The organism is Paenibacillus peoriae (assembly GCF_022531965.1).
GTDB lineage: Bacteria > Bacillota > Bacilli > Paenibacillales > Paenibacillaceae > Paenibacillus > Paenibacillus polymyxa_D.
The window spans coordinates 1,727,129-1,744,337 of the sequence record NZ_CP092831.1 but is presented as its reverse complement, the minus strand read 5'-3'; the positions used below and the strand labels follow the sequence as shown (position 1 = coordinate 1,744,337).

16 protein-coding genes are annotated in these 17,209 nt (G+C 45.2%); 8 read left to right on the top strand and 8 right to left on the bottom strand.

The window, feature by feature from the left end:
* The first annotated feature begins 9 nt into the window (after positions 1-9).
* The 5 genes from MLD56_RS07860 (at position 10) to MLD56_RS07840 (ending at position 4,534) form a co-directional block, all read left to right on the top strand.
* Positions 10-603 (top strand): PepSY domain-containing protein, encoded by a 594-nt coding sequence (locus tag MLD56_RS07860; protein ID WP_029516526.1) that lies wholly within the window; start codon positions 10-12, stop codon positions 601-603.
* Positions 604-721: 118 nt separating this feature from the next.
* Entirely contained in the window at positions 722-1,273 is a 552-nt protein-coding gene (locus MLD56_RS07855) for a PepSY domain-containing protein (RefSeq protein ID WP_029516525.1), read from the top strand.
* Positions 1,274-1,480: 207 nt separating this feature from the next.
* Entirely contained in the window at positions 1,481-2,491 is a 1,011-nt protein-coding gene (locus MLD56_RS07850) for an aminoglycoside phosphotransferase family protein (RefSeq protein WP_029516524.1), read from the top strand.
* A gap of 18 nt (positions 2,492-2,509) precedes the next feature.
* Positions 2,510-3,406: an aminoglycoside phosphotransferase family protein gene (locus tag MLD56_RS07845; protein WP_029516523.1), complete on the top strand. Its 897-nt coding sequence runs from the start codon at positions 2,510-2,512 to the stop codon at positions 3,404-3,406.
* A gap of 249 nt (positions 3,407-3,655) precedes the next feature.
* Positions 3,656-4,534 carry an arylamine N-acetyltransferase family protein gene (locus tag MLD56_RS07840; RefSeq protein ID WP_029516522.1) on the top strand — a complete coding sequence of 293 codons (879 nt, stop codon included), beginning with the start codon at positions 3,656-3,658 and terminating at the stop codon, positions 4,532-4,534.
* Between the two features lie 324 nt (positions 4,535-4,858).
* Here the strand turns inward: MLD56_RS07840 and MLD56_RS07835 are convergent, their stop codons facing one another.
* Positions 4,859-6,754, bottom strand: coding sequence for a PrkA family serine protein kinase (locus tag MLD56_RS07835; protein WP_029516521.1), 1,896 nt, complete (start codon positions 6,752-6,754; stop codon positions 4,859-4,861).
* A gap of 283 nt (positions 6,755-7,037) precedes the next feature.
* Between MLD56_RS07835 and MLD56_RS07830 the strand changes: the two genes are divergently transcribed.
* Positions 7,038-7,871 (top strand): DUF2161 domain-containing phosphodiesterase, encoded by an 834-nt coding sequence (locus MLD56_RS07830; RefSeq protein ID WP_039269792.1) that lies wholly within the window; start codon positions 7,038-7,040, stop codon positions 7,869-7,871.
* Between the two features lie 19 nt (positions 7,872-7,890).
* Here the strand turns inward: MLD56_RS07830 and MLD56_RS07825 are convergent, their stop codons facing one another.
* Entirely contained in the window at positions 7,891-9,144 is a 1,254-nt protein-coding gene (locus MLD56_RS07825) for an aminotransferase-like domain-containing protein (protein ID WP_029516518.1), read from the bottom strand.
* 50 nt (positions 9,145-9,194) lie between these two features.
* On the bottom strand, positions 9,195-9,851 hold the full coding sequence (locus tag MLD56_RS07820; protein ID WP_029516517.1) for a response regulator transcription factor: 657 nt from the start codon (positions 9,849-9,851) through the stop codon (positions 9,195-9,197).
* A gap of 275 nt (positions 9,852-10,126) precedes the next feature.
* Between MLD56_RS07820 and MLD56_RS07815 the strand changes: the two genes are divergently transcribed.
* Both MLD56_RS07815 and MLD56_RS07810 read left to right on the top strand, forming a co-directional pair.
* Positions 10,127-10,534: a hypothetical protein gene (locus MLD56_RS07815; RefSeq protein ID WP_029516516.1), complete on the top strand. Its 408-nt coding sequence runs from the start codon at positions 10,127-10,129 to the stop codon at positions 10,532-10,534.
* On the top strand, positions 10,531-11,598 hold the full coding sequence (locus MLD56_RS07810) for a phosphodiester glycosidase family protein (protein WP_029516515.1): 1,068 nt from the start codon (positions 10,531-10,533) through the stop codon (positions 11,596-11,598). Before MLD56_RS07815 ends, MLD56_RS07810 begins: the two co-directional genes overlap by 4 nt.
* Before the next feature lie 98 nt (positions 11,599-11,696).
* Here the strand turns inward: MLD56_RS07810 and MLD56_RS07805 are convergent, their stop codons facing one another.
* The 5 genes from MLD56_RS07805 to aroF all read right to left on the bottom strand — a co-directional run bounded on the left by MLD56_RS07805 (position 11,697) and on the right by aroF (position 17,115).
* Complete coding sequence (locus tag MLD56_RS07805; RefSeq protein ID WP_013309439.1) at positions 11,697-11,945, bottom strand: AbrB/MazE/SpoVT family DNA-binding domain-containing protein; 249 nt, start codon at positions 11,943-11,945, stop codon at positions 11,697-11,699.
* Positions 11,946-12,320: 375 nt separating this feature from the next.
* Positions 12,321-12,785, bottom strand: coding sequence for a tRNA (uridine(34)/cytosine(34)/5-carboxymethylaminomethyluridine(34)-2'-O)-methyltransferase TrmL (gene trmL, locus MLD56_RS07800; protein WP_029516514.1), 465 nt, complete (start codon positions 12,783-12,785; stop codon positions 12,321-12,323).
* A gap of 239 nt (positions 12,786-13,024) precedes the next feature.
* Positions 13,025-14,116 (bottom strand): 3-phosphoserine/phosphohydroxythreonine transaminase, encoded by a 1,092-nt coding sequence (gene serC, locus MLD56_RS07795; RefSeq protein WP_029516513.1) that lies wholly within the window; start codon positions 14,114-14,116, stop codon positions 13,025-13,027.
* Positions 14,117-14,381: 265 nt separating this feature from the next.
* On the bottom strand, positions 14,382-15,806 hold the full coding sequence (gene glnA, locus MLD56_RS07790) for a type I glutamate--ammonia ligase (protein ID WP_029516512.1): 1,425 nt from the start codon (positions 15,804-15,806) through the stop codon (positions 14,382-14,384).
* 271 nt (positions 15,807-16,077) lie between these two features.
* Positions 16,078-17,115, bottom strand: a complete 1,038-nt coding sequence (gene aroF / locus MLD56_RS07785) for a 3-deoxy-7-phosphoheptulonate synthase (protein ID WP_023987802.1) — start codon at positions 17,113-17,115, stop codon at positions 16,078-16,080.
* Between the last annotated feature and the right edge of the window lie 94 nt (positions 17,116-17,209).

The window sequence follows — 17,209 nt, the reverse complement described above, 5'->3', positions numbered from 1 at the left end:
GGAATAACGATGAAAGCCATCTATGTGTGGATGATTGGGGGTACGCTGGCGTCTGTATTGATTACAATTTGTCTTTTACAGTGGCCTTGGGCACGGTCGTTAGCTGCTTCTCCATTGGAAGAAAAGGCCGTCATCCAATCCATTTTGCATCAGTATCCCGGCGAGGTGCTGGAATCCCAACGCTTGGGTGATTTTTATCTGATCAGGCTGGAACACCCTAAAGGCAAGTACGACATAAAGGCCAATGCCTATAACAGTGTCATCGAATCCATTAAGCGGGCACAGGCTTATACAGATGCGAAGCAGGAGCCCCAGGACCACAAGCCCGGTACCTCACCAACCAGAGACACATCGAATCCAACTAATAAACCTGACCCAGCTTCTCTCGTCATTACGGAGAAAGAAGCAGCCAAGCTTGCTGCCCAAGCAGTTAACGGAACATCCGATGATATTGAGCTTCATCGCAACGACAAAGGCCTCTACTATCTGGTTGAGGTTGAGGTAAAAGATGGGCGTGAAGCAGTAGTACAGGTCAATGCAGTATCGGGCTCTATTGACTCTATAACTTGGGAAAAAGAAAAACAGGAGCACGACGAATCATGACGATTTGACGATCATCTTAGCTCATGTTTCTCATGGTTTTCTCATGATTCTATTATGTTCCTCTCATGTTCAAGAGATAAGCTGTATTCATGCTTATAGCACAAGGAGGAATGATGTAATGAAAAAAAATTATACATTAGGAATTATGGCAGCCACGGTTCTGCTTGGAGTTACGGTTACGGGTGTCTCAGCGAGTGCCGTATGGGCCGCTAAACCTACGGGTCTTATTGGAGCGACCGCCGCTGCCAACATTGCCAAGAAAGCTGTGGGGAATAATGCACAAGTTGAAGATGTCGAACTGGAGCGCAAAAACGGAAAGGTCTACTATGAGGTGGATCTCCAACAAGGAGATAAAGATTGGGATATAGATGTTGATGCTTATACTGGGCAAACCATCCGTTCCCATTCTGAGCTTGATCATGACTCGAATGACGAGTCCATCCTTAACAAGCCAAATCACATCACCCTGACTGAAAAGCAGGCTGGGCAAATTGCGCTTAAACACGTGTCCGGGAGTACCCTTTTGTCTTCTAAATTGGATAAGGAAGATGGACAGTTCATCTACGAGGTAAAGGTACTCACCAACGAAGGAACCGTTGAGCTTGAAATCCATGCATCATCTGGCGCAATCGTGGATACAGACGAAGATGATGATGACCACGAATATTAATCACCTAGGTCATAATTAGGATAACTAAATGTAGGGCTAATTAAAACGGAGCAGCGAACTTTCGCTGCTCCGTTTTTTTTGACCCATGTGACACAGGAAAAAAACGAAGATGGCTCCATAAAACTGCACCTATTATTTCTTCATGAATAGACTGATAACTAACAGAGGATTACCCTTTTCTTCAATCCAAAGTCAAGTGAGGTTCTTATGGCGAAATCCTATACAAAAGCACAGATTCGCAAAATCACCCGTCGTTTCGGCCTGATCCCGTTAAAATCAAGCTTAGTCTCATCATTGTACCGAAAAAATGCAGTCATCCAGGTAAAAACGAAAAAAGGAACTTATGCATTAAAGCCCTTTAGTCGTACAAAGATGGTCCGCTCAAATACGATTCAACAGATGGAACGAGCTGCGAGCCATATCAGGCTTTTGAAAAAGAGAAAGTATACCTACATGCCCGCATGGCTCCCCACTCATTCCGGCAAGTTATGGACTCTATATCAAGGAACGCCATTTTATGTAAGTCAGTGGATAAAAGGACGGGGACTGGAGACCGCTGAAGATTTCGAAAAACTGGGGCGAGCACTTGCCACACTTCACGCCACCTCCACCGGCTTGCATCGGATGGATAAAGGAAAGTCCCCTCCGACCATTCAACAATTGAAGATATGGAAAAACCAGGATCGTCTTTTTCAAAGAAAAATGACAAAAACCAGTCGCCATGATAAAACGTACCGCAACTGGTACAATGCTCACGGTGAAGACTGCAAACGTTTATCCAGACGAGCATGGAAGGATTTGCAGGATGCATCCATTATAAGGCTGCTTCGGATGGAACATCGGCATCCCTCCTTGATACACAGTGATATCACTACCCCGAATGTCATTATTTCGGATGACGGTCATCTCAAAATCATTGATTGGGATCGGGTTAAGATCGGCTCAGTCTATGCTGATTTGGCAAAGGCCCTTATGAATACGACTCAATTCAACCCTGAATTTGTGCAATCCTTGCTGAAAGGATACCAAAAACGCAAACCGCTAAGCCGTACTGAACGGAAGATTGTTACAGCTTTATATAAACTACCACGAGAAGCCTGGCATGCTTCCCGACACCCGAATCGTTCAAGAGATCGCGAAATCCTGGACAATTGGGATCAGTCGTGGCCTCTTCGATTACAAATCATCCATATTTTGCAGGAGTGGGCTCATGTATAAAAGAAAGTGAGGAGCAAAATGTCGATTTTATCGAACGTTGAGCAGATGTACGGAATCAAAATTCAGCGTAGCCGTCAAATGAAGGACATTCACAAGATTGAGACCGCTAATACGACTTATTGCTTAAAACCATATAAATTCCCGGAAGAAGAGATCCGTTTTATTACACGTGTCTTGTCCTATTTGGATGAGCGCGGGTTTACACGTAGCCAAAAGGTCTATCCAACAGTACAACAAACGGCTTACATGACCTATGAAGGCGTTTCGTATACATTAACCAATTGGGTTCATGGACTCAGACCAGAATTCACAAAAAGAATAGACTTCAAAAAAGGAATTGCTACTTTAGCCAAATTCCATTCCAGTGCCGTGGGTTTTCCTGTCACTGAAGCTCCGCCCTCCAGAATCCGTTATGAAGGCTTGAGCGATGAAATAGCTGGATACAAAAAACGCCTCATCCCATACAGAGGCACAGCACATCTCGTAGCTCTTTGTGAAGAAGTGTCCCATCGCCTACAGCAGCCCAAAGTTAGAGAAGCAATTGCTCAGGAGCAAAAAGCCGCAGCACTTATACACGGCGACTATAATTATCCCAATCTGATTAAAGACAAACAGCTCAAAATCCATATGATCGACTTTGAAAATTGCTCCCTACATGTAAGGATGAAAGATCTCTCCCATCTTCTTCATCGGAATTGTCTTTGGAATGGGACAAAGATGCTGCGTGCGATAGATTACTACCAACGATATCGTCCATTAAGCACCCATGATTTGCATCTGCTTCACGCACTATTGATCTCTCCCTATCATGTGGTCCGCAATATCAGAATAGGGGGCTTCCGTTCTGCCAAGCGAGTCATTCCGTCGTTCGTGCATTTGAACAAATACCGACGTGAACTTAGATCACTACTATAATCTGTCAGCTTGGAACTAAACAAAAAAACAGACCCCCGATGAAACGGTCTGTTTTTTTGTGTTCTGACAACCAACTACAGGAAAAGCGCATGCCGCTAAAGCCAATCGACTTGCTAACTGTACCGGTACAATCAAAAATTTATAGCATTGTAAACAGCACTTCCCCCTTCTACAATGATGCTAAGACTCAATGCTCAATGGTTTCGAGAAGAGAATCTGGGAAACTAACAACAATAGAGGTGACTGTACATGTACACCATGACAAAAGAAGAAATAAAAGCTTATTTAAACAGAATCGGAATTCCCGAAATTCAACCTCCTACCCTTCCCTATTTAGTTGAGCTGCATAAGGCTCATGTAAAACATCTTTCATGGCAAACATTGGACATTTATGCAAGGAAGCCGGCAGCCATTGGTTTTCAAGAATCCATTCAACTCATTCTACATGGGAGAAGTGGTTATTGTTTTCATCTGAATGGTGCCTTTAGTGCACTACTATATTCACTAGGGTACAAAGTTTCTCTGCATCGTGCCGGGGTACAACCTCTGGGAGCTGAACCACGCATTAATTCATTTCATCTTGGACTAACAGTGAACTTGCTAAATGAGCAACATGAAGATGAAGTATGGATTGTTGATGTCGGGCTGGGCGATATGCCATATGAGCCTCTTCCACTCCGTATGGGAACTTATGAACAGGCTCCTCTTCATTATAAAGTCATGGAATCCGGAGTTGTTACAAAAGGTTGGCGGTTAGAGCATGACTCGCTTGCTTCATTTGTTGGCGTTGATTTTGCTCCTGCGGTTGTTCAGGATTTGGAAGAATTCATGCCGAAACATCATTTCTATAGCCGCTCAGCGGAATCTCCATGGTTTAACCTATTTCTGATTCGGCAAAGGCAAGCATTAGAGGCGAATGAACTCAGAGGATGTATTTGGAAAAAGCGCGGGCTAAACGGTTTGGAAAAAATAGAGCTGGATCAGAAATCGCAGTGGCTGGAAGTGTTGGCAGATGTATTTGGCGAGCCGCTCGTTAACTACAGTCGCCAGGAACGGGACGAGTTATGGAAAAGAGTACTTGCGGCTCATATGGAATGGAAAAAGTCTATGACTGAATCATTGCAATAGTAAAGCTTCCAACGTAAGGATAGTCTTCAAGCCACATCTTACACCTTTAACATTTCCGAGGAGTGCTGTAGCATTTCCAATTCCTTCACCATGTTTTATCAGCTTCGTGAACGAAGCCAATTCCTCTGTATGTTCCTGCGAAGAAGCAATATTGCAGGCACTCTCCGCTGCCTAATGATACTAAAAAAAGAATTCGACAGGCACCTGAACCCCCCTGTGCTTGCCGAATTCCCTCTAAAACACGTTTATCGGAACCTCACAACTGTGTGGCACCATCCAGATCAATCCATAGTTTCACCATACTGTACTGGTTTATTATTCGTCTTACCGATTCAGGAGGCTACCTACATACCTTAACAGATCGTTGGCGCTGGCTCCTGTGTAGCCATGCTCCTCAATCAGTCGCTTAATCACCTCATTCATCCGTTTGAGCTGATTAGCGTCAGGCGTTTTGGTTGAAGTCGTAATCTTCACAATATCCTTCAAATCGGCGAACAGCTTCTTCTCAATGGCTTCTCGCAGCCGATCATGATGATGATACTCAAACTTCCGTCCCTTGCGAGAATACGCGGAAATACGGATTAATATTTCTTCACGGAACGCTTTTTTCGCATTTTCCGATACCCCGATTTGCTCCTCAATAGAGCGCATGAGCCGCTCATCCGGGTCGAGTTCCTCATCTGTGAGCGGATCGCGAATTTTCGCCCAATTGCAAAAAGCTTCGATGTTATCCAAATAGTTGTCAAACAGCGTCTTGGCTGATTCCTCGAAAGAGTACACAAAGGCCTTCTGCACTTCTTTTTTCGCCAATTCGTCATATTCCTTACGAGCCACGGAAATGAAATTCAGATAGCGCTCCCGTTCTTCCTTTGTGATGGAGGCATGTTGATCCAGACCATCCTTAATTGCTCGTAAAATGTCCAGGGCATTGATGGATTCCACATTTTGCTTAATCAATGCACTAGAAATACGATTAATGACGTACCGCGGGTCTACCCCGGACATACCTTCCTCCAGAAACTCACTTTGCATTTCTTTCAGATCGGCTTCCTTGTATCCTTCGACCTCTTCACCGTCATACATGCGCATCTTTTTGACCAGATCCATCCCTTGTTTCTTCGTCTCCTTCAAGCGGGTAAGCACGGAGAAAATGGCAGCCGTACGCAGCGCATGAGGTGCAATGTGGATATGTCTCATATCACTTTGTTTAATGAGCTTGGCGTAAATCTTTTCTTCTTCAGACACCTTCAGGTTATAAGGAATCGGCATTACAATCATCCTTGATTGCAACGCCTCGTTCTTTTTGTTTGCAATGAAACTTTTATACTCGGATTCATTGGTGTGAGCCACGATCATCTCATCTGCACTGATGAGCGCAAACCGCCCGGCCTTGAAATTCCCCTCTTGGGTCAGAGAAAGCAAATTCCACAAAAACTTCTCATCGCATTTCAGCATTTCCTGAAACTCCATCAGTCCACGATTTGCTTTGTTCAACTCTCCGTCAAACCGATACGCACGCGGGTCGGATTCCGAACCATACTCCGTAATCGTGGAAAAGTCGATGCTGCCCGTCAAATCAGCAATATCCTGTGACTTCGGATCAGAAGGGCTGAACGTACCAATACCAATCCGGTTTTCTTCCGATATAAACACCCGCTCCACGCGGACCTTTTCAATATCGCCATCAAATTCTGTGCGCAATCTCATCTGGCAGGATGGGCAGAGATTACCTTCAATCCGTACACCCAGCTCCTTTTCAAAATCGGGACGCAGCTCATGGGGAATCAGATGAAGCGGGTCCTCATGCATCGGGCAGCCTTCAATCGCGTATACGGCTCCCTGATCCGTTCTCGAAAATTTCTCCAGGCCACGCTTTAGCAACGTGACCAGTGTCGATTTCCCCCCACTGACGGGTCCCATCAAAAGAAGGATACGCTTGCGCACATCGAGTCGCCTGGCTGAGGAATGGAAATATTCCTCCACCAACTTTTCCAGCGCTCGATCCAGTCCGAAGATCTCCTGCTCAAAAAATTTATATCGCTTATGTCCCCCAACCTCTTCTACACCAAAAGATTCAATCATCTTGTAAACCCGTGCATGAGCTGTCATCGCCGGCGTCGGGTCTTTCTTGAGTATCTCAATATACTCTCTAAAAGTGCCGCTCCAGGCCAGACGGTTGTTTTCCGCCCGGTACTCCGCAACGCGTTCAAAAATATTCATGCTCGGTTCCTCCCATGACTGCGTAATGACTATCCTCCACTCCGGATGATTATGGCTACACTCGTCACGCCTTTCAGGATATGATGCAATCCCCTAAAAAAAAGTGTAATACATACCTATGCAGATTGATTTCAGAATTGACCTATTTTTTATGACAGGTCTCTCTGCTTTATCGAAAAAACCAAGGGATACACTGTGCTAAAATATACAACAACGACGCGGACCTGACGCATTATGGTACAATATAAGCTCGGAATAATGGGATAAAGGAGCGGGAGAAGTCATGGCGGTTCGGCATGAGACGGAGCTGTACGCTCCGGTGAAAGCCTTTTTTGAGAGCTTGGGATATGAAGTCAAAGGAGAGGTGCGCAACTGCGATTTGGTGGGTATCAAGCCAGGGCAACAGACACCACTGATTGTAGAGATCAAAAAGACGTTTAACCTGGCGCTTGTGCTGCAAGGCATGCAGCGTTTGAAACTAAGCAGCAATGTATATGTGGCTGTAGAACGGAATCGTGCCAAAAAAGGGGCCGTGAATCAGCGCTGGAACGAACTGGTGGGACTGTGCCGCCAGTTAGGACTTGGCTTGCTTACCGTCACCCATTTCAAAACGAAGCCGCCGCTCGTTGAGGTACTGTGTAACCCTGCGCTACCTAGCGACAATGCCCGCAATGCAGCAGCGGTACGCCCGGGCTCGCGCAAGGAAAAGCTACTGCGGGAATTTCACGCACGCAGCGGTGACCACAATACTGGCGGCAGCACCCGACGCAAGCTGGTCACTGCCTATCGGGAAAAAGCGCTGCGCGTAGCGGCAGCCTTGCAGAGCTTGGGGGAAGCCGCTCCGGCGCAGCTCGCTCGCATAGCAGCCGTCAGCACAGCTGCTGCCGTGCTTCAGCATAACTACTACGGCTGGTTTGAGCGCGTATCCCGCGGCCGCTATCGACTGACTCCGTTTGGCGAAGCTGCCCTAAATGAGTATGCGGCAGTACTGCAAGAACATGGCATTAAAACGGCCGCTGGAATGGACGCAGAGCTTGACGAGGATAGTGGACAGCGCCAGATTGCGGAAGCGCCAATCACTTACTCCACCGTTGCTGCGGAAACGGAGGATGACTGACATGGGGCGATGGTTTTTGCTAGCTCCGTGCAGTAAATTCACTAATCGTCTCACCGATCAGATTCATGCCCATAAGCAATTGCTCACGGCCCGGATGGCTAAAATTGAGGCGAATATGGGACGCGCCTTCACTACCAACCGCACATAGCGCACCTGGCATAAAGGCTACGCCTTTGGGTAACGCCGCCTTTAGCAGCAATGCGCTGTCCAGCCCATCGGGCAACTGCACCCATACATACATGCCACCGGACGGAATATGATACGTCACGTCTTTCCAAAACGGACGCTTGAGCAACTCCAAGATTAATTGAAGTCGAGTCGAATATTCCTTGTTCAGCATCGCTAAGTGCTCGTGCCATTGAAAACGCGAGCTGGTCAACAATTGGAATAGCAGCCGTTGGTTCATCGTACTGGATTGCATATCAGCCAACTGCTTCAAGGCGTACATTCCTTCAATCAGCGGCGCAGGACCAGCAGCCCAACCCGTTCTCAGCGCAGGAGCAACGGTTTTATTGAACGAACCGATATAGAGCACTTGACCGCCCTGACCCGCATGATCCAGCGCAAATAGTGAGGGGTAAGTCTCTGCGAATTTTCGACTCTGACCATGCGGACTCTTGTCATGGGACTCATTTTTTTGCTTCAAATGCAATTCACCATAAGAATCGTCCTCAACTACCAGTACCTCATGATGCCTACACAGGTCCAAAATTTCCTGCCGCCTTGCCGCGCTCCACAAGGAGCCCGTGGGGTTCGTAAACGTTGGCGTGGCAAAAAAAAGCTTGGGTCGATAACGGATCATTAAAGCTTCAAGCTTATCAGGAATGACACCTTCCCCATCTGATTCTACAGGAACGATCTGTGCACCCTGCATAGATAGTACTTGTAAACATCCAGGAGATGTAGGATTTTCGACCAATACCGGATCACGCTCATCCACCATCAGCCTTATGATCAGGTCAATGGCCTGCTGACTACCTGTCGTGAGAAGGATTTGACCTGGTGGTACTCTTACTCCTTTACGCTGTTCCCACTCACCCGCAAGCCATGCTCGCAAAGGAAAATAGCCCTCCGGTTCACCATACTGGAGGGCATCAGGGCCGGAGCCAAACACATCATGGGCCGCTTCTTCCAGCAACTTCACCGGAAACAGCTCTTGTGCAGGCAATTCTTCAGCCAGAGATATAAAGGAGTGTCTTCTCGCATTTTCCCGGATATGACGCACTGGAGAAGCCAACATCGCAGCCGTTCGTGAAGCAAAGGAATATTGCATGAACATCCTCCTTCTCCTGAAAAATAGGTCATGATCTCCGGGCTGACGCATCAGGCATATAGCTGCTTCCTCTGACGCGCATATAAGGCATAACGTTCAATCGCCTGCGCCCGGCTGGACACGCCTAATTTTGCATAAATTTTACGTAGATAATTATCAATGGAGCGCCGGCTAACTTCGATCTCGATAGCAATTTTGTCATATGTAATTCCTTGTACAATACGTTCCATAATAAACACTTCGGTTTGTGTCAATTCGTCAAAAGGCTCGGATGCCATTAACGGCATAAAGGGCCAGTTTCCATACCGAATCCAATCCATCGGCAAGGAAGCAAATCCTTCGCGTAAACCGTTGATCAGATGGATTAACTGGCTCGGTGATGCCTGTTTGGATAACATTCCATTTGCTCCGAGCGAAATTAGCTGCTGAAACAAAGTAATATTATCCTCATCCGTCATAATAACAATATGGCTGTCCGGAGACAAGGCCCGCATTTGTGTCAAAAATGGTTCCGCCGTTCCCTCAGGCAACCTGTAGTCCATTAAAACGATTTCTGGTCGAATGGAGCAAGCCAGCTCCAAGCCTTCCGTTCCGGAGGAAGACATCCCTCTGACAAGCAAATCCTGCTGGTCTTCCAAAATAAGCTTTGTTCCCAGCATACTTGTAGGATGGATATCTATGATGACCACCTGCCATACTTTTCTCATATCTAAACCTCCTGATTTTACAAAAAAATACATAGTTAATAGCGAAAATAATCCTAAAATTGGTGATTGCATATGTAGAAATTGCGCGAATGTGAACGTATAGGAAGCGAAAAACGTTTAAGGAAATTGTATCCTAGGACTTCCTTCCGATGCAATCTCTTTTTCCAATATTTTTATACGACTATTTCGCTTTTGCGAAATAAATAGGCCCATGATAGAATTGGAACTGCAAATAAAGACTGGAAATTTGACTTTACACGGGAGTTGAAAATCGTATGCAAGCTTCACCTGAACGTCCTTCTGCCGAAGCTCGGCGGAGCAATTCAAGAAAGGGGTTACCCATAAAGGCTTTTCTGCTATTTTGGTTCATTCTTATTATACTAGGTGCTCTCGCAACCTATCTGTATAGCAATCACTTGAAGCAGCAAATGCTAAACGAGATGCAAACCCATACAGACCAACAGATTCAAGCACTCAAATCTGACTATGAAAAGCAACTGACTGCTCTTTCCAAGGAAGTTAGCGGATTGCAAGGCAAAGTCCAGTCCTTCAATGAACTACTGACCTTCACGAAGGATAATGCAAACAATAAGACCGATAACAGTAATAAACTGTACACCCAATTAAACGAAGTCAAGCAGCAGCTCAATACACTTCAGAAAAAAATGGACTTGCTAAAATGAATGTAGACGCAAAACAAGTGAATCGGTTCTTTATGTTGGCCCTTGCTCCTTTTATCGGTTTGTTAGGGTGTATTTTGTTAGTGCATCCCTCATTGAGCTTTCCTGGGTCTACTTCTTCAAGTCTGCAAAAAGCTGAAGTCACTCTACAAACGCAATCAGTAGGCAAGCAGCTTGATGAAGCCAAGCAAACGGCAACGTACACCTTATCTACAATTCGCCGGACTTCTGAGCTCTACAAGCAAACGACCCAAACGATGAATCAGCTTGTCGTGACTGCCTCTACGCAGTCCAAGCGGCCCGCGGTCATCTATGATCGACGCATCACCGCCAAACTGGGAGTTCCCTATGAGCGGGTAGATAGCAACCGGATTACCATTGAATTGTTTAAGGTAAACCCGGGAATTTATCATGGCTACGCTATGAAGGTCAAACTTAAAGATCCTACTGCTATGAAAATGTCTTTGGGAAGTGACAAATTGGGTGGCTCCGAAACCACCATGCGTGCAGTCTTGAGACACGGAGCTATTGCAGGCATCAATGCAGGCGGCTTTGCGGATGGAGACGGCAAACGCTATCCATTAAGCACTACTGTCTTGAATGGCCACTACCTTACTGGCTTTCAGTCCAGTTTTAAGGATTTATCCTTCGTCGGATTGAGTAACGATGGCAAGCTTATCGGTGGCAAATTTTACAGTCAAGGTGCACTTGACAGCTTAAAGCCTACCTTTGGGGCTACCTTCGTTCCCGTCCTGCTGCAAAGGGGACAAAAAATGCCTATTCCTGACAAATGGAAAGTCTCCCCCAAGCGGGCCCCACGTACGGTCATTGGCAACTATAAAGATGATCAGTTGCTCATTATTGTCGTAGACGGCTACAATGAAAGCGGGGGTTCGGGCGCGACGCTCGAAGAACTGCAAGGAAAAATGTACAATCTAGGTGTTCAAGATGCCTATAATTTGGACGGAGGCGGTTCCTCGTCGCTTATACTTAACGGTCGAGTCGTAAACAAACCGTCAGATGGTAATTTGCGTCCAGTCCCTACTCATTTTTTGTTCTATAAATAGTTATGTGTAGTCTGCTACCAAATTAAATATGCTTGCCGACGTACGTCTCTATCCGAAAAAAAGCATCACGAACGAATGTCGTGATGCTTTTGCCTCATTTAGGAGGAATACTGTGTCATTTCTGTCAGGCATTGAGCACAAATATAACGGTCTTTGAAATCGTTCACTTGTTCTACTGACCCGCAGAATACACATTTTGGACGGTAACGCTCCAAAATAATGTGGTCACCCTGAACCAAAATTTCGACAGGATCTCCCTCATTCATTTGATATCTTTTACGCAGTGACTTAGGCAAAACTATTCTCCCCAGCTGATCAACTTTACGTACCACACCGGCAGGTTTCATCGTGATCGTACACCTCTCCTATTGAGTAATAACTTACAATTTCTTACCATGCGAAAAACTAGGTACAAAGACACTATTCTTTATGTAGTATTCGCTGTCTTTTTGTCGAATCCTGCTGATCACAGGAAATTTTATTACATTTTTTCATAAAATCATGAACCATATCAAAGTATGGTACAGAATGTCTATAATATTTTTATCGACCGGAAAGCCAATTATTATTAGCCCTAGTTGAGAAATTTCGCAAATTTTTGACCATACAAGCTTGATTTAAGCTCCACTGTCATATACTTTTGAGCAATAAAAGTGAAACTTTTATTAGCAACTAAGGTCCTGGTTCTTTATTCGCATTTATACTTGTTCACCTGATGCTCTTTATGATAAATCCAGAAAATCCATTTGTCTCAGCGCTTCATATACGATAATTGCAGCGGAATTCGACAAGTTTAGAGATCTTACTTTATCAGACATAGGCATCTTGATACATGTATCTGGATTAGCAGCTAACAATTCAGGAGGCAAGCCTTTCGTTTCCTTACCAAATACCAAAAAATCTCCATCCTGAAATGCAATATCACTATACCGCTGATTTGCTTTGGTCGTCGCATAAAAAAAGCGACCTTCCTGATATTTCTCCTGCACTTCAGCAAAAGACTCGTGATATTCAATGTGGACAGCGTACCAATAATCAAGTCCGGCGCGTTTTAACGTGGCATCGTCGGTACGGAAGCCGAGTGGCTTCACCAAATGCAGATGAGTTCCGGTTGCAGCACACGTTCTGGCAATATTACCTGTGTTGGCCGGGATTTCCGGCTCGACAAGCACAATATGTAATGGCATCTCGTTTCGTTCCCTTCATCATTAAATTCATCAGACAAATAACCTACAGTTTAACCAAAGTGTATACATTGAAAACATACACATTCTTCTATTTTAACAAAATCAGACAGATATGAACATCAAACGACAAAAATTTCAACCCACACCACTAAAAGCCTTCCCCTATACACATTCAGGGAAGGCTCTACATTTACTTTTTCGATTTCAAATATCGTGTATCGAAATATATGTCGACGTAATCAACTGTTACGTTGCTTGAATCCGTCCATAAACTCGGCTAATGCTTGACAGTTCTCCAATGGAACAGCATTGTAGATCGAGGCGCGAAGCCCTCCTACGCTGCGATGTCCCTTCAGTCCGATGAACCCGGCCTGTTCGGATTCCTTAATAAATTGTTTTTCCAGATCCCCATTCGCAAGGCGGAAGGTTACATTCATAATAGAGCGATCAGCGCTGTCCACACAACCACGATAGAAGCCTTCGCTACTGTCAATACGGTCGTATAGCAAAGCAGCCTTCTGCTGGTTCACACGCTCAATACCTTCCAAACCGCCTTCTTCCTGAATCCATTTCAGCACTTCATTCACCATGTATATGGCAAAAGATGGGGGGGTATTGTAGAGAGAGTTATTTTTTTCATATGTGCTATAACGCAACATGGTAGGAATATTGTCCGGTGAGGAAGTCAGCAACTCTTCACGGGCAATCACGACCGTCACACCAGAAGGTCCCAGATTTTTTTGTGCGCCAGCATAAATCAATCCAAATTGAGTAACATCAAAAGGCTTGCAAAAAATATCACTGGACATGTCCACAATCAATGGTACGGAACCCGTATCCGGAAATTGCTTAAATTGTGTACCTTCAATCGTTTCGTTGGACGTCATATGCACATAAGCAGTATTCTCAGGCAAGTCCAAGGAATCCACATTCGGAAGACGCATGTACTTCTCATCAGCGGAGGATGCAGCAATATGAGCCTTGCCCAGTAGCTTGGCTTCTTTATATGCCTTGTCCGACCAGCTACCTGTCATTACATAGCTCCCAGTCTGTCCTTCGCGCAAGAAATTTAAAGGTAGCATTGCAAACTGCGTACTTGCGCCCCCTTGTAGGAATAACACCTTGTAGCCCTGTGGATTGCCCAGCAGAGATAACAGACGTTCCTGCGCCTCATTATGAACAGATTCATACACAGCTCCACGGTGTGACATTTCCATGATCGACATCCCTGTTCCCTGGAAATCTACGAATTCAGCTTGTACACGTTCCAGTACTTTGAGCGGCAATGCCGCTGGTCCTGCATTAAAATTGTAGGCTCTCTTACTCAACAAATTCCCATCCCTTCTCTACTCTGGTGTGGATATTATCGCTATGATAGCAGTATTCATAAATGCGTTCAAGACTTGTATAAAAATGTTTTCAATTTCATTTATGATGTGACAAAGTTGTGAATGTTAACATATTTAACATCTTTATTCTGTGATTTTCACTTTAATATTAAAAGGTCCCCGGCATAAGACCGGAGACCTATTTTGAATAACAAGTGTTACCCGTAAGCTAATGTTTTTTATTCAAAGCAGCTATGCTATCGACTTATTAGCAGTCAAAATACAGGCTGTATTCGTGTGGATGAACACGGATGTTCACCGATTTAGCTTCAGAACGTTTGAGCTCTACATAGTTATCAATAAAGTCCTTCGTAAATACGCCGCCTTCAGTCAAGAATTCGTAGTCAGCTTCCAGAGCGTCCAGAGCCTCATCCAATGAACCAGGTACGCTACGGATTTTACCTTTTTCAGCATCAGACAGCTCGTAGATGTTGCTGTCAAGTGGACCATATCCCAATTCGATTGGGTTCAGTTTGCGCTTGATGCCATCCAGACCCGCCATCAGCATTGCTGAGAAGGCAAGGTAAGGGTTAGCCGTGGAGTCCGGTGTACGGAACTCGATCCGACAGCCTTTAGGAGTAACAGCTGCTACTGGAATACGTACAGCCGCAGAACGGTTACCTTTGGAAAATACCAGGTTAACTGGTGCTTCGTAGCCAGGAACGAGACGTTTGAACGAGTTGGTGCTTGGGTTGGTCAAAGCGATCAACGCAGGTGCGTGGTACAGAATACCGCCAATGTAATGAAGAGCCATTTCGCTCAGATTAGCATAACCACCTTTTTCGTAGAACAAAGGAGTGTCCCCATCGAAAATAGATTGGTGAACGTGCATACCGCTTCCGTTATCCCCAAAAATCGGTTTCGGCATGAATGTTGCCACTTTACCATATTGACGAGCTGTGTTGTGTACAATGTATTTATAAACGAGCAGGTTATCTGCTGTTTTCTTGAGTGTGTCAAAACGGAAGTTGATTTCCGCTTGGCCTGCCGTAGCTACCTCATGGTGATGGCGCTCAATTCTCAGACCTGCTTCTTCAAGCAAACGGCACATTTCACTACGGATATCTTGTTGGGTGTCTACTGGCGCTACAGGTACATATCCGCCCTTCACTCCCACTTTAAAGCCCAGGTTGCCGCCTTCTTCCTTACGGTTCGTGTTCCAAGCTGCTTCCTCGGAATCTACGAAGAAGGAGGAGCTATTCATGCCGCTTTCGTAGCGTACATCATCAAAGATGAAAAACTCGGACTCAGGTGCAAAAAATGCTGCTGTGCCGACTCCTGCGGATTGCAGAAATTCCTCAGCTTTTTTTGCAATGCCGCGAGGATCGCGGTCGTATTTTTCGCCATCTGGCGTAGCAATGTCACACAGAATATTCAGTGTAGGATGCTGAGTGAAAGGGTCAATAAAAACCGCTTCTGCATCGGGCAGCATAACCATGTCGGATTCCTCGATGCCACGATAGCCGGGAATGGAAGAACCGTCGAAAGCAACACCGTTAACAAATGTTTCTGCATCTACTTCGGAAGCTGGCAATGAAATATGGTGAGCACGACCAGACAAATCTACAAAACGAAAATCTACCCACTCAATATTATTTTCCTGAATTGTTTTCAATACGTTTTCAACGGACATGTCTTCTTCCTCCCAATTTTTCCGAACATTAAGTCTTATACAACCCTGAAATGTTCATGATCGAATGTTTTTTTCTGTCGTCATTATAAATCTCAAACATGACACGGGTCAATAGCTATGTAAGGTATTTTTTAAACTAATGTTAGATATGCTTACGCCCTTGATAACATTTGGATAGCACAAAAAGCCCGAAACATCGGGCTTTTAGGCAATTTAAATCTCATTACTGCGTTGCAGCAAAACTTTTATGCATTAATGTTAAACATTGGTTTTAGGCAATGGTACTAGGCGTGTGAAATGTTTTCCCCACAGCAGGAGCCAATATTTCCAAATCTTTTAGTAAATCTGAAAATTGATCCGGGAACAGGGATTGCACACCATCACCCGTCATCGAGTTGTCGGGATCTGTATGCATTTCAATAATTAGTCCGTCCGCTCCGGCAGCAACCGAAGCCTTCGTCATAGGAACAACCAATTCACGTCTACCCGTGCCATGGCTAGGATCAGAAATAACTGGCAAATGGCTCAATTGTTGCAACACAGGGATCGCGGACAAATCGAGTGTATTTCTGGTGTAGGTTTCAAATGTGCGGATACCGCGCTCACACAGCATAACATTCGGATTGCCACCTGCCAGGATGTACTCGGCAGCATTCAAAAACTCGTCATAAGTCGAGCTAAAACCGCGTTTGAGCAACACTGGCTTGCCGCAAGTTCCCAACTTGCGCAGCAGATCAAAGTTTTGCATATTACGTGTACCTACTTGCAGGATATCGGCATATTCCGCACAAATGTCTACGTATTCAGGTGTCATGACCTCTGTGATGGTCAAGAGGTCGTGCTTTTGGCCGGCTTCAGCCATCATGATCAGTCCTTCTACACCAGTTCCCTGGAAGCTGTAAGGCCCTGTACGCGGCTTAAAGGCACCTCCACGGAGAACTTGCGCACCTGCTGCTTTGACCAATCCCGCAATTTCATCTATCTGTGCAGCAGACTCAACGGCACATGGTCCACCCATAATGACAAGTTCGCCCCCACCGATATTTACACCTTTAATGGAGATCACCGTATTTTCCGGATGAAAATCACGGCTGGCCAATTTGTAGGACTTCGATATTTTAACCACATTTTCTACGCCTTTCATTTGACGCAGATGTTCAGCCAGCTTGGGCTCTACGCTACCGATCAATCCGATGATCGTGCGATCCGATCCCCTTGATACATGAGCCTGCAATCCTTCTTTCTCAATAACTTCAACAATAGCTTGAATATGCTCTTCAGGTGTTTGAACACCAGCGATAACGATCATTTTTTTCTTCCTCTCTATGAAACATATTTTATTAACCAGTAATAGATTGATATTATGACACTTAAACGCTTGTTCGCTTTTAAGCTTTTATTCG

Bases quoted from the DNA above. Each gene is read 5' to 3' on its own strand.
- MLD56_RS07810 (WP_029516515.1), top strand. From the start codon at position 10,531: ATGAATGTAGACGCAAAACAAGTGAATCGGTTCTTTATGTTGGCCCTT.
- MLD56_RS07825 (WP_029516518.1), bottom strand. From the start codon at position 9,144: ATGCAATATTCCTTTGCTTCACGAACGGCTGCGATGTTGGCTTCTCCA.
- MLD56_RS07835 (WP_029516521.1), bottom strand. From the start codon at position 6,754: ATGAATATTTTTGAACGCGTTGCGGAGTACCGGGCGGAAAACAACCGT.
- trmL (WP_029516514.1), bottom strand. From the start codon at position 12,785: ATGCCATTACATATTGTGCTTGTCGAGCCGGAAATCCCGGCCAACACA.
- glnA (WP_029516512.1), bottom strand. From the start codon at position 15,806: ATGTCCGTTGAAAACGTATTGAAAACAATTCAGGAAAATAATATTGAG.
- MLD56_RS07840 (WP_029516522.1), top strand. From the start codon at position 3,656: ATGTACACCATGACAAAAGAAGAAATAAAAGCTTATTTAAACAGAATC.
- MLD56_RS07820 (WP_029516517.1), bottom strand. From the start codon at position 9,851: ATGAGAAAAGTATGGCAGGTGGTCATCATAGATATCCATCCTACAAGT.
- MLD56_RS07805 (WP_013309439.1), bottom strand. From the start codon at position 11,945: ATGAAACCTGCCGGTGTGGTACGTAAAGTTGATCAGCTGGGGAGAATA.
- MLD56_RS07815 (WP_029516516.1), top strand. From the start codon at position 10,127: ATGCAAGCTTCACCTGAACGTCCTTCTGCCGAAGCTCGGCGGAGCAAT.
- MLD56_RS07845 (WP_029516523.1), top strand. From the start codon at position 2,510: ATGTCGATTTTATCGAACGTTGAGCAGATGTACGGAATCAAAATTCAG.
- MLD56_RS07830 (WP_039269792.1), top strand. From the start codon at position 7,038: ATGGCGGTTCGGCATGAGACGGAGCTGTACGCTCCGGTGAAAGCCTTT.
- MLD56_RS07860 (WP_029516526.1), top strand. From the start codon at position 10: ATGAAAGCCATCTATGTGTGGATGATTGGGGGTACGCTGGCGTCTGTA.
- MLD56_RS07855 (WP_029516525.1), top strand. From the start codon at position 722: ATGAAAAAAAATTATACATTAGGAATTATGGCAGCCACGGTTCTGCTT.
- aroF (WP_023987802.1), bottom strand. From the start codon at position 17,115: ATGATCGTTATCGCTGGTGTTCAAACACCTGAAGAGCATATTCAAGCT.
- MLD56_RS07850 (WP_029516524.1), top strand. From the start codon at position 1,481: ATGGCGAAATCCTATACAAAAGCACAGATTCGCAAAATCACCCGTCGT.